Origin of the sequence: Bradyrhizobium barranii subsp. barranii, from assembly GCF_017565645.3 — a bacterium.
Classification (GTDB): domain Bacteria; phylum Pseudomonadota; class Alphaproteobacteria; order Rhizobiales; family Xanthobacteraceae; genus Bradyrhizobium; species Bradyrhizobium barranii.
The window spans coordinates 3,625,619-3,637,836 of sequence record NZ_CP086136.1 but is presented as its reverse complement, the minus strand read 5'-3'; the positions used below and the strand labels follow the sequence as shown (position 1 = coordinate 3,637,836).

Sequence of the window (12,218 nt, the reverse complement as noted above, 5' to 3'; positions counted from 1 at the left end):
CCCTTGGCCGTATGACCTCCGTGACTGACGACCTGCCGCTCGCGGCCGATTTTCCCAAGGCGACCGTCGACGACTGGCGCAAGCTGGTCGACGGCGTGCTGAAGGGCGCGCCGTTCGAGAAGCTGGTCGGCAAGACTTATGACGGCCTCAAGATCGACCCGCTCTATCCCCGCGCCAGGGGCGTTGCGCCCGTGGTGGGACGGCCTGCCGCTGCGCCGTGGCAGATCATGCAGCGGATCGACCATCCCGATGCGGCGCTCGCGAATGCGCAGGCGCTGACCGATCTCGAAAATGGCGCGACGGGGCTCGCGCTGGTGTTCGCCGGCGGCAGTGGCGCTCACGGGTTCGGGCTGGAACCTTCGGCCGATGCGGTCGCCAAGGTCTTCAAGGATATTCATCTCGATGCCGGCATCGGCATCGAGCTCCAGATCGGTCCGCAATCGCGGATGGCGGCGATCCACGTCGCGGAATATGTGAAGAGCAACGGCCTCGATCCCGCCGCCTGCAACATCCGCTTCGGGCTCGATCCGCTCGCGGCTGGCGCGGTGTGGGGTCACAGCCCCTACACATGGGACGAGATCGTTCCGGCCGTCACCGGCGCAATCAAGGGGCTCGCAGCGCTCGGCTTCAAGGGACCGTTCGCGTCCGCCGACGGGCGCTTGATCCACGATGCCGGCGGCTCCGAGGTGCAGGAGCTCGCGTTCGTACTCGCCTGCGGCGTAGCCTATCTGCGCGCGATCGAAGGCGCCGGCGTTCCGCTGGAGCAGGCGCAGGACATGATCTATGCGCGGCTCTCTGCGGATGCAGACCAGTTTTTGACCATGGCAAAATTCCGCGCGCTGCGGCTGCTGTGGGCGCGCATCGAGACGGCGTGCGGGCTGACGCCGAAGCCGCTGTTCATTGCCGCCGATACCGCCTGGCGCATGCTGACCCAGCGTGACCCTTACGTGAACATGCTGCGCGCGACCATCGCGACATTCGCGGCCGGGCTCGCCGGCGCCAATGCAATCACCGTGCTGCCGCATACGCTGGCGCTCGGGCTGCCTGATACGTTCGCGCGGCGCGTGGCGCGCAATACGCAAGCCCTGCTGCTGGAGGAAAGCAACCTCGCTAAGGTCAGCGATCCCGCCGCTGGCGCAGGCGGCATCGAGACGCTGACCGCGCAGCTTTGCGAGGCCGCCTGGGCGCTGTTCCAGGTGAGCGAGAAAGCCGGCGGCGCCTTCGCCGCGCTTCAGCAAGGCCTGTTCCAGAGCAAGGTCGCAGCCGCGCGAAAAGCGCGCGACGCCAATATCGCTAAACGCCGCGACGTGCTGACAGGCGCCAGCGAGTTTCCCAACCTGCATGAGAGCGAAACGGCGGTGCTGAAGGCGACGCCGGTCGCGCTCGCACCCTATGGCGAACAGAAATACAAGTTCGATGCGTTGCCACCGATCCGGCTTGCGGAACCGTTCGAGGCGCTGCGCGACAAATCCGATGCGGCGCTGAAGGCGCGCGGCGCGCGGCCAAGGGTGTTTCTGGCCAATCTCGGCACCCCCGCCGATTTCACGGCGCGGGCGACCTTTGCCAAGAGCTTGTTCGAGGCCGGCGGCATCCAGGCTGTCGACAGCGAGGGCTTTGCCGATCCGGCCAAATTGGCCGCCGCATTCAAGGCCTCCGGCGCCGAGCTTGCCTGTCTTTGTTCCAGCGACAAGGTCTATCCGGAACACGCCGACGCCGCGGCGAAGGCCCTGCAAACGGCGGGCGCGCGACATATCTATCTGGCAGGCCGTCCGACCGATGCCGAGGCGGCGCTCCGTGCGGCCGGCGTCACGGGTTTTGTCTTCGCCGGAGGCGATGCGCTTGCGACACTGCAAGACGCCTACCGACGGATGGAGCAGGCATGAGCGAGGCGGGCAAACCAGTTTTCACCGGCGGTTGCCAATGCGGCGCGGTGCGCTTTGCGATTTCGGCAACCCCCAACAGGGTTTCGATCTGCCATTGCCGGATGTGCCAGAAGGCGAGCGGCGCGCCGTTCGCGTCCTTCGCCGACATCAACCGGACGGACTTCGCCTGGAGCAAGGGGCAGCCGGCGTTCTTCCGCTCCTCCTCGATCGCCGATCGCGGCTATTGCGCCGCCTGCGGCACGCCGCTGAGCTTTGGCCGCATCGACGGCGACCGGATCGAAATCATGACCGGCGCCTTCGACCGGCCCGACCAGCTGGTGCCGACGCGCCAATACGGAACTGAATCCCGCCTCGGCTGGGTGGTCGGAATCTCCAATTTGCCGAGCCAGACCACGCAACAGAATTACGGGCCGGAGAAGATGGCGACCATCGTCAGCCATCAACATCCGGATCATGATTGAGCGCCTAATGATATGGTTGAAACCATGAGCCGCATTCCTGATTTCGCCGACGTCGCCTTCGAGCGCATCGCTACCGCCGCGCCGACCGGCAATGCCGAGCCGTGGCTGACGCCCGAGGGCATTCTGGTGAAGCCCGCTTACGGCGAGGCCGATCTTGCCGGGCTCGATTTCCTCGATACCTATCCGGGCATTGCGCCCTACCTGCGCGGCCCCTATCCGACAATGTATGTCAACCAGCCCTGGACCGTCAGGCAATATGCCGGCTTCTCCACGGCGGAGGATTCCAACGCGTTCTATCGCCGCAACCTCGCGGCAGGACAGAAGGGCCTCTCGGTCGCTTTCGACCTCGCCACCCATCGCGGCTACGACAGCGACCATCCGCGCGTCGGCGGCGACGTCGGCATGGCCGGCGTTGCCATCGATTCCATCTACGACATGCGCACGCTGTTTGCAGGCATTCCGCTCGACCAGATGAGCGTGTCCATGACCATGAACGGCGCGGTGCTGCCGATCCTCGCGCTCTATGTCGCGGCCGCAGGCGAACAGGGCGTGGCGCCAGAAAAGCTCTCAGGGACGATTCAGAACGACATTCTGAAAGAGTTCATGGTGCGCAACACCTACATCTACCCGCCCGCGCCCTCGATGCGGATCATCTCGGACATCTTCGCCTACACCTCCTCGAAGATGCCAAAGTACAATTCGATCTCGATCTCCGGCTATCACATGCAGGAGGCCGGCGCGACGCAGGATCTCGAGCTCGCCTATACGCTGGCCGACGGCGTCGAATATCTGCGTGCAGGACTTGCCGCCGGCCTGGATGTCGACCGCTTTGCGCCGCGCCTGTCGTTTTTCTGGGCGATCGGCATGAACTTCTTCATGGAAGTCGCCAAGATGCGCGCCGCGCGCCTGCTCTGGGCGAAGCTGCTGAAGCCGTTCAATCCGAAGGACCCGCGTTCGCTGTCGCTGCGCACGCATTGCCAGACCTCGGGCTGGTCCCTGACCGCACAGGACGTGTTCAACAATGTGATGCGCACGACGGTGGAGGCGATGGCGGCCACCCAGGGCCACACCCAGTCGCTGCACACCAACGCGCTCGACGAGGCCTTGGCGCTGCCGACCGACTTCTCGGCGCGCATCGCCCGCAACACGCAGCTGTTCCTGCAGCAGGAGAGCGGCACCACCCGCATCATCGATCCCTGGGGCGGCTCGTATTATGTCGAGCGGCTGACGCGCGATCTCGCGGCGAAGGCCTGGGGCCACATCCAGGAGGTCGAGGAGCTTGGCGGCATGGCCAAGGCCATCGAGGCCGGCGTGCCCAAGCTGCGCATCGAGGAGGCCTCGGCCAAGACGCAGGCCCGGATCGATGCCGGCAAGCAGGCGGTGATCGGCGTCAACAAGTACAAGCCGACGGATGAGGCTCCCATCGACATCCTCAAGGTCGACAACACCAATGTCCGCCGCCTCCAGATCGACAAGCTGACGCGGCTCAAATCCGAGCGCAACCAGACCGACGTCGACGCGGCGCTTGCCGCGCTGACGCGCTCGGCCGGCGAAGGCAACGGCAATCTGCTCGCACTCGCGATCGACGCGGCACGGGCGAAGGCGACCGTCGGCGAAATCTCGGACGCGATGGAAAAGGTGTTCGGCCGGCACCGCGCCGAGATCAAGTCCATCACCGGCGTCTACAAGCGGGAGGCGTCCAGCATGGGTAACCAGGTCGAGAAGGTTCAGGCGCTGATCGACGCCTTCGAGGAGGCGGAAGGCCGCCGGCCGCGCATCCTGGTCGCCAAGATCGGCCAGGACGGCCACGACCGCGGCCAGAAGGTGATTGCCTCGGCCTTCGCCGACATCGGCTTCGACGTCGACATCGGGCCGCTGTTTGCAACTGCCGATGAAGCTGCGCGGCAGGCGGTCGAGAACGACGTGCACATCCTCGGCGTCTCCTCGCTCGCCGCCGCCCATCTCACCGCAGTGCCTGAACTCAAGGCCGCGCTGAAGAAACAGGGCCGCGACGACATCATGATCATCATCGGCGGCGTGGTGCCGCCGCAGGATTACGACGCGCTCTATGCGGCCGGCGCCGAAGCCATCTTCCCGCCGGGCACGGTGATCGCGGAAGCCGCCGAGGAGCTGATCCGCAAGCTGAATGCCCGGCTCGGGCATAGCGAGGCGGCGGAGTAGATGGTACGCTGGCCGCATCACCGGCCGGATTGTCTCCATGACACGTGATGAGGTCATCGCTGCGATACGCAGGAACGCTGATGCCATCAAAGCCAAGGGCGTCTCGAAGCTCGCCATCCTCGGCACGCGGGACGGCGACGATTATCACCCGCACAGCGACATCGATGTCCTGGTCGAGGTCGAACCGGAGGCCTCTTTCTCGCTGCTCAACCTGATCGACGTCGAGCAGATCATCGAGGACGCAACCGGCCTGCAGGCGCAGGCGACTGTCCGGCGCTCCGCCTCCCCCCACTCTGCGCAGCAGATCGCAGACGACATCCACGAAATATTCTGACGCTCACGTAGGAGCACTCCCCTTGAAGTTCATGATCGGTTTGAGCGTCGCCATGGCGCTTAGCGCAACGTGCGTGATCTCCGCCCTCGCGGCGGACCCCAAGCCCGACGCCGTCGTCAAGACCAAGAGCATCGACGCCCGCGTCTTCCTCGACGACAGGATCAAGGCGGATGCGGCGCTCGCTGCGGATTGCCTCACTGAGGGCAGGAAGTGGCTAGACAAGAACGCGGCCGAGGCCGCCGCCGCGCGCAAGGAAGATCCGCAGTTCTTCAAGGACGGCGGCTGGGATTTCGAACGCAAATATGCGATCCGCTCCGTTGTCGGCGATCGCTATGTCAGCGTCCTGCGCAACGATTACATGGACACTCATGGCGCGCATCCCAACTCGGACGTGAACACGATCCTGTGGGACAAGAGCGAGCACAAGCGCATCTCGATCCGCCCGTTCTTCACCGAGACCGCCGACAACGGGGCGACCATGAAGGCGATGGTGAAGGCCGTGATCGCTTCGCTGAGAGCCGAGAAGAAGAAGCGCGACACCAGCGAGACCGCGACCGACGAGTGGTTCAAGAGCGTCGAGCCGAGCCTGCTCAAGATCGGCGCGGTGACGCTCGCGCCGTCAACCGAAGCGGGCAAGAGTTCCGGGCTCACCTTCCACTATCCGCCTTACGCGGTCGGCCCCTACGCCGAGGGCGAATATGTCGCCTTCGTGCCGTGGGAAACGCTGAAGACCTATCTCACGGCGGAAGGCATGCGCATCTTCGGCGGCGCGCGGCCGAAGGGCGACGCCGAGGAGCCGCAGTGATGATGTTTTGAGCAGCGACACATTGCTCACAGCGCTGTGGTAGCGCTACCTTGCAGCGGCGCCGCAAAGCCGACTAGAATGCCTTCATTGACAAGAGCGCCCGGTGTCACGGGCGCCGCTGGGAGGCATTGATGTCCAAGATTTCGCGCCGCACTTTTGCGGCCTCTTCCGCCGCGATTGCCGCATCCGCCGCATTCGGTCTCACACCCGCACGCGCACAGGCGTATCCGGCGCGGCCGGTCACCGTGATCGTGCCCTGGGGCGCCGGTGGCGGCACCGACGCGACTGCGCGCATTGTCGCAGCCCTGCTGGAAAAGGATCTCGGCCAGCCCTTCAACGTCGTCAACCGCACCGGCGGTTCAGGCGTGGTCGGCCATAGCGCGATCGCGACCGCGCAGCCGGACGGCTACACGATCGGCATGCTCACCGTCGAAATCTCGATGATGCACTGGCAGGGTCTCACCGAGCTGACGCCGAAGAGCTACACGCCGCTGGCGCTGATGAACGAGGACCCGCCCGGCATCCAGGTCTCCTCCTCCTCGCCCTACAAGACCGTCAAGGAGCTCGCCGAAGCCATCAAGGCGGCGCCTCCCGGCAAGTTCAAGGCGTCGGGCACCGGCCAGGGCGGCATCTGGCATCTCGCGCTGGTCGGCTGGATGCAGGCGATGGGCCTGCCTGCCAACCAGGTCGCCTGGGTGCCGTCGAATGGCGCTGCGCCCGCGATGCAGGATCTTGCCGCCGGCGGCCTCGACCTCACGACGTGCTCGGTGCCGGAGGCGCGCGCCATCATCGAGGCGGGCAAGGCAAGGAGCCTTGCCATCATGGCCCCGGCGCGCAACCCGATCTTCAAGGACGTGCCGACGCTGAAGGAGGCGATGGGCATCGACTACGCGACCGGCGCCTGGCGCGGCATCGGCGCGCCGAAGAACCTGCCGCCTGAGATCGCAACGAAGCTCACCGCGGCGCTGAAGAAGGTCTACGACTCCGCCGAGTTCAAGGACTTCATGAGCAACCGCGGCTTCGGCACGGTGTGGGGCGATGCCGGTCAGTTCGCAAGCTTCATGGACAAGGGCGACGCCCAGATGGGCGAGGCGATGAAGGCCGCCGGCCTGAGCAAGGCGTGATCCGCACCTGCGATGCTCTGATCGCCTCTCCCCGCTTGCGGGGAGAGGAGAGCCCCCCTCACCCCAACCCTCTCCCCGCAGCCGGGGAGAGGGAGTGTACCTCTGACAGGACCTCTCACATGCGTCTTCCCGACTCCGTCACGGGATCGTTTCTCGTCGTGCTCGGCGCGGCGGCTGCCTATGGCGGCTGGATCCTGCCGCCGGTGCCGGGGCAGCCGGTCGGCCCCAACGTATTTCCGCTCGTGATCGGCATCGGGCTCGCGCTGTGCGGGCTCGCGATTGTGTTCGGCATAGGCCATTCCTTCGAGGAGGAGGAAGAGCTGGTCCCGCTCGAGTACGGCCAGGTGGCGGCTGCGCCGCCGCCGCAGGGGAAGCTCTACGGCCTGCGCGCCCTGCTGCCGCCGGCGCTGCTGCTGTTCTACGTCGCCGCCGCCGACCGGCTCGGCTTCATCATCACCGCGGCGATCATGGTCTACGTCACCTCGACCGCGCTCGGGGCGAAGTGGAAGCTGGCGCTGCCGCTCGCGGCGCTGTCGCCGTTCGCCATCCACCTCATCTTCGGCAAGCTGCTGCGCGTGCCGCTCCCCGCCGGCCTGCTGCCGACGCCCTGGTGATCCCATGCTCAAGACCCTGATTGAAGCATTCGCCCTGATCTCCACCTGGGAGGTCATCATCGCGATGTTCGCAGCCTCCGTGTACGGCCTCGTGATCGGCTCGCTGCCGGGCCTGTCCGCGACGATGGCGACCGCCCTGCTCGTCCCCGTCACCTTCTACCTCTCGCCGATCGCGGCAATCGCGACCATCGTCGCGGCCTCCTCGATGGCGATCTTCTCGGGCGACATCCCCGGCGCACTGCTGCGCATTCCCGGCACCCCCGCCTCGGCCGCCTATGCCGACGAGGCCTACGCCATGACGCGCAAGGGCCAGGCCGAGCTGGCGCTGGGGGCCGGCGTCTGGTTCTCCGCCGTCGGCGGCATCGCCGGCGTGCTGTCGCTTATGATCTTGGCGCCGCCGCTCGCCGAGATCGCGCTGTCATTCTCGACCTTCGAATATTTCTGGCTGGCGCTGCTCGGCCTGATGTGCGCCACGTTGGTCGCGCGCTCCTCGCCGGTGAAGGCGATCGCGGGCATGTTCCTCGGCCTGCTGGTGTCCTGCATCGGCATCGAGAATCCCGGCGGCGTGCCGCGCTTCACCTTCGGCATCACCGATTTGTTCGGTGGCATCGAGCCGATCCCGGCGCTGGTCGGCGTGTTCGCGGTGGCGCAGGTGATGCGCGCGATGCTGACGCCCGAGCCGCCGCCGCTGCCGCGGCGAAAATTCGGAAGCATCATGGCCGGCCAGTGGAAGCTGACCAAGAAATATCACTGGCAGATGACGCGCGGAAACATCATCGGCATCATCATCGGCGTGCTGCCCGGCGCGGGCGCCGACATGGCCGCCTGGGTCTCCTATGCGATGTCGAAACGCTTCTCCAAGGAGCCGGAGAAATTCGGCACCGGCCACGTCGAGGGCCTGGTCGAGGCCGGCGCCAGCAACAACGCCAGCATCGCCTCGGGCTGGGTGCCCTCGCTGCTGTTCGGCATTCCCGGTGACACCATCGCCGCGATCGCGATCGGCGTGCTCTACATGAAGGGCCTCAATCCCGGCCCGACGCTGTTCACCGAGAAGGCGTCGAGCATGTACGCGATCTACCTGATGTTCATCATCGCGAACATTTTGATGATCCCGCTCGGCATCGCCATGATCCGGATCGCCGCCTACATCCTGCTGGCGCCGCGCTCCGCCATCATGCCGATCATCATGCTGTGCTGCGCGGTCGGCTCGTTCGCGATCGGCAACAACATGTTCGGCGTCGTCACCGTCGCCGCCTTCGGCATCATCGGCTATGTCATGGAGGCGAACGGCTATCCGGTGGCCGCGATGGTGCTCGGCATCGTCATGGGCACCATGGTCGAGCAGGCCTTCGTGACCTCGCTGATCAAGTCCGACGGCAGTATCCTGCCGTTCTTCGAGCGACCCGTCGCGGCGATCCTCGCCGCCATGGCGATCGGCGCGCTGCTCTGGCCGGTGCTGGTGTGGATCTGGCGCAAGGTGAAGCCGGTGCAGACGGCAGCGGCAACGACTCGGTGATATCGGGCAAGCGGCCCTCGCCTGCCCCGCCGGAGCGTTGTAAAGCAGGGCATGACTGAGAAGAAGGCCTCGCTGGACATCAAAACCCTCGCCCGCGACTTGCGCTCCGGCAGTCGCGCAGCCCTCGCCCGCGCCATCACGCTGGTGGAAAGCCGGCGCAGCGACCATCAGGCGCTGGCGCGCGAACTGGTGCAGAAGTTGCTGCCCGACACCGGCAAGGCGGTTCGGGTCGGCATCACCGGCTCGCCCGGCGTCGGCAAGTCCACCACCATCGATGTGCTCGGGACGTATCTCATCGAGCAGGGAAACAAGGTCGCGGTGCTCGCGGTCGATCCGTCCTCGGCGCGCAGCGGCGGATCGATCCTTGGCGACAAGACGCGGATGGCGCGGCTGTCGGCCTCCAATGACGCCTTCATCCGTCCCTCGCCATCGTCAGGCACGCTCGGCGGCGTCGCCGCCAAGACGCGTGAGGCCATGCTGTTGTGCGAGGCCGCCGGCTTCGACGTAGTGCTGGTCGAGACCGTCGGCATCGGCCAGTCCGAGACCGCAGTTTGTGACATGACCGACTTCTTCCTCGCGCTGATGCTGCCGGGCGGCGGCGACGAGCTGCAAGGCATCAAGAAGGGCCTGGTCGAGCTCGCCGACATGATCGCGATCAACAAGGCCGACGGCGACAACCTCAAGCGCGCCAACATCACTGCCGCCGACTATCGCGGCGCGCTGCATATTTTGGCGCCGCGGTCCGAGCATTGGCACCCGCCGGTCGAGACCTATTCGGCGCTGACCGGCGACGGGATCGCAAAACTCTGGCAGAAGGTTCTGGATCACCGCAAGGCGATGAACGCGTCCGGCGACTTCGCTGCACGGCGGCGCGAGCAGCAGGTGAAGTGGATGTGGTCGATGCTGGAGCAGCGCATGCTGGCGCGGCTGCGCAGCGAGGCGTCGGTGCGAACCAAGGTCAGGAAAATCGAGGCTGAGGTGGCCGAAGGCCATCTCACGCCGGCACTCGCCGCCGAGCAGATTCTGGAGTTGCTGCAATGAGCGAAAAGCTCCGCATTCTCCTCACCGGCTTCGGACCGTTTCCCGGCGCGCCCTATAACCCGACCCAGCCGCTGGTGGCGCGGCTGGCGCAATTGCGCCGTCCGGCGCTCGACGATGTCGCGCTCGCGAGCCACATCTTCCCGGTCACCTATGCCGCGGTCGACCGGCAATTGCCTGATGTGCTCGCGAAAGAACAGCCCGACGCGCTGCTGATGTTCGGCCTCGCCTCGCGTACGCCTTACCTCCGCATCGAGACCCGCGCACGCAATGCCGTCACCATGCTCTGGCCCGATGCCGCCAACACCCGTTCCAGCAAGCGCGGCATCGCCGGCCATGCGGACGCGATGACGTTCGGTCCGCACACGGCAAGACTGCTGCGCGCCGCGCGCCTCACCGGCATCGACGCGCGCGCCTCGCGCGATGCCGGCGCCTATCTCTGCAATTATCTCAGCTGGCGCGCGATCGAGAATGTGAGGGCGGGCGGACCGCAGCTTGCGGCGTTCATCCACATTCCCCTGCTCGCCCGCAGCGGCGCGGTGCGGCGCAAGGGCGCAGCCCGGATTACGCTGGAGGAGCTGGTGGACGCGGGGGAAGCGATGCTGATGGAGCTGGTGGGGCTGGCGCGGAAAGCGCGGAACATGCCGGCTTCGTAGGGTGGATTAGCGTAAGCGTAATCCACCTCTTCTGCGTCAACCCGTTCCGTGCTCGCGGAGACATGGTGGGTTACGCCTAGCGGACTGCGCTTTGCGCAGCCGCAAGGCTAGCCCACCCTACGGCACTTTGCTCTGGGTAAACATTTAACCCTACCGCGAACAATCCTCACCGCCCCAGCCACCCTGCGCTACCTAGTCGGTCGCGGACCTCCCGCGTCCGCCGAAGGATGCGTCATGGACCTCAATCGCCGTCATCTCATCGGAGCTTCGACCGCAGGCATCGCGGGCGCCCTCGCCATGCCGGCCGACGCCGCGCGCGCAGCGCCGCTGACATCCCTGCTCGGCCGCGATGCCACGCAATACGGCGTGCGGCCCGGCAGCAGCGAGGACCAGACCCGCGTGCTCCAGCGCGCCATCGACGAAGCTGCGCGGGCACAGGCGCCGCTGGCACTGCCACCCGGCATCTATCGCAGCGGATTGCTGCGGTTGCCGAATGGCGCCCAGCTGATCGGCGTGCGCGGCGCGACCAAGCTCGTCTTCACCGGCGGCGCTTCCGCGATCCAGAGCGACGGCTCGGACTCGATCGGCCTCACCGGCATCACCTTCGACGGCGGCGGCATTCCGCTTCCGACGCGGCGCGGACTGATCCACGTCCTCGGCGGGCGTGACGTCCGCATCACCGATTGCGAGATCACCGGCTCCGGCGGCAGCGGCATCTGGCTCGAGCAGGTGTCCGGCGACATCTCGGGCAACATCTTCACCAACATCGCGGTGACGGCAGTGGTTTCGTTCGACGCGAGAGGCCTCAGCGTCTCGCGCAACACCATCATCGGCACCAACGACAACGGCATCGAGATCCTGCGCACCGCAATCGGCGACGACGGCACGCTGGTCACTGACAACCGCATCGAGGACATCAAGGCGGGCCCCGGCGGCTCGGGCCAGTACGGCAACGCCATCAACGCGTTTCGCGCCGGCAACGTGATCGTGCGCGGCAATCGCATCAGGAACTGCGACTACTCGGCGGTGCGCGGCAATTCGGCCTCGAACATCCACATATCAGGCAACAGCGTCAGCGACGTGCGCGAGGTCGCGCTCTATTCGGAGTTTTCGTTCGAGGCCGCGATTATCGCCAACAACACGGTCGGTGGTGCCGCCGTCGGCGTCTCCGTCTGCAATTTCAACGAAGGCGGCCGCATCGCGGTGGTCCAGGGCAACATCATCCGCAATCTGATCCCGAAGCGGCCGATCGGCACCGCCCCGGACGACGATGCCGGTGTCGGCATCTACATCGAGGCTGACAGCTCTGTGACCGGCAATGTGATCGAGAACGCGCCGTCCTATGGCATCGTCGCCGGCTGGGGCAAATATCTGCGCGACGTCGCGATCACGGGCAATGTGATCCGCAAGGCGCTGGCCGGCGTCGGCGTCTCGGTGGTGTCCGGCGCAGGCACCGCGCTCGTCAACAACAACATGATCTCGGAAACCCCGCGCGGCGCCGTGGTTGGGCTCGATCACGCCCGTGCAGTGACGTCGGATCTGTCGGCCGACGGCGCACAGCGCTTCGCGCAGCTGATGGTCGGCGGCAATGCGGTGCGGCGGTAGC

11 protein-coding genes are annotated in these 12,218 nt (G+C 66.3%); all 11 read left to right on the top strand.

Features of this window, described 5'->3' with window-relative positions:
* Positions 1–11: 11 nt before the first annotated feature.
* Positions 12–1,883: a methylmalonyl-CoA mutase family protein gene (locus J4G43_RS17320; RefSeq protein ID WP_208085739.1), complete on the top strand. Its 1,872-nt coding sequence runs from the start codon at positions 12–14 to the stop codon at positions 1,881–1,883.
* A complete protein-coding gene (locus J4G43_RS17315; RefSeq protein ID WP_063984598.1) occupies positions 1,880–2,344 on the top strand; it encodes a GFA family protein in 465 nt (154 codons plus the stop codon). The genes J4G43_RS17320 and J4G43_RS17315 overlap by 4 nt, the downstream gene beginning before the upstream one ends.
* A 24-nt stretch (positions 2,345–2,368) precedes the next feature.
* Positions 2,369–4,525 (top strand): methylmalonyl-CoA mutase, encoded by a 2,157-nt coding sequence (gene scpA, locus J4G43_RS17310; protein WP_208085738.1) that lies wholly within the window; start codon positions 2,369–2,371, stop codon positions 4,523–4,525.
* A gap of 37 nt (positions 4,526–4,562) precedes the next feature.
* A complete protein-coding gene (locus J4G43_RS17305) occupies positions 4,563–4,859 on the top strand; it encodes a nucleotidyltransferase family protein (RefSeq protein WP_208085737.1) in 297 nt (98 codons plus the stop codon).
* A gap of 31 nt (positions 4,860–4,890) precedes the next feature.
* A complete protein-coding gene (locus J4G43_RS17300; RefSeq protein ID WP_208089341.1) occupies positions 4,891–5,664 on the top strand; it encodes an RsiV family protein in 774 nt (257 codons plus the stop codon).
* Between the two features lie 131 nt (positions 5,665–5,795).
* Complete coding sequence (locus J4G43_RS17295) at positions 5,796–6,788, top strand: tripartite tricarboxylate transporter substrate binding protein (RefSeq protein WP_028146998.1); 993 nt, start codon at positions 5,796–5,798, stop codon at positions 6,786–6,788.
* A 119-nt stretch (positions 6,789–6,907) separates the two neighbouring features.
* Positions 6,908–7,402 (top strand): tripartite tricarboxylate transporter TctB family protein, encoded by a 495-nt coding sequence (locus J4G43_RS17290; RefSeq protein ID WP_208085736.1) that lies wholly within the window; start codon positions 6,908–6,910, stop codon positions 7,400–7,402.
* Positions 7,403–7,406: 4 nt separating this feature from the next.
* The gene (locus J4G43_RS17285) at positions 7,407–8,918 is read left to right on the top strand and encodes a tripartite tricarboxylate transporter permease (RefSeq protein WP_208085735.1); all 1,512 of its coding nucleotides are present in this window, start codon (positions 7,407–7,409) and stop codon (positions 8,916–8,918) included.
* A 51-nt stretch (positions 8,919–8,969) separates the two neighbouring features.
* Complete coding sequence (gene meaB / locus J4G43_RS17280; RefSeq protein ID WP_208085734.1) at positions 8,970–9,959, top strand: methylmalonyl Co-A mutase-associated GTPase MeaB; 990 nt, start codon at positions 8,970–8,972, stop codon at positions 9,957–9,959.
* Positions 9,956–10,612: a pyroglutamyl-peptidase I gene (locus J4G43_RS17275; RefSeq protein WP_208085733.1), complete on the top strand. Its 657-nt coding sequence runs from the start codon at positions 9,956–9,958 to the stop codon at positions 10,610–10,612. Before meaB ends, J4G43_RS17275 begins: the two co-directional genes overlap by 4 nt.
* 234 nt (positions 10,613–10,846) lie before the next feature.
* Complete coding sequence (locus J4G43_RS17270) at positions 10,847–12,217, top strand: TIGR03808 family TAT-translocated repetitive protein (RefSeq protein ID WP_208085732.1); 1,371 nt, start codon at positions 10,847–10,849, stop codon at positions 12,215–12,217.
* The last annotated feature ends 1 nt before the right edge of the window (position 12,218 follow it).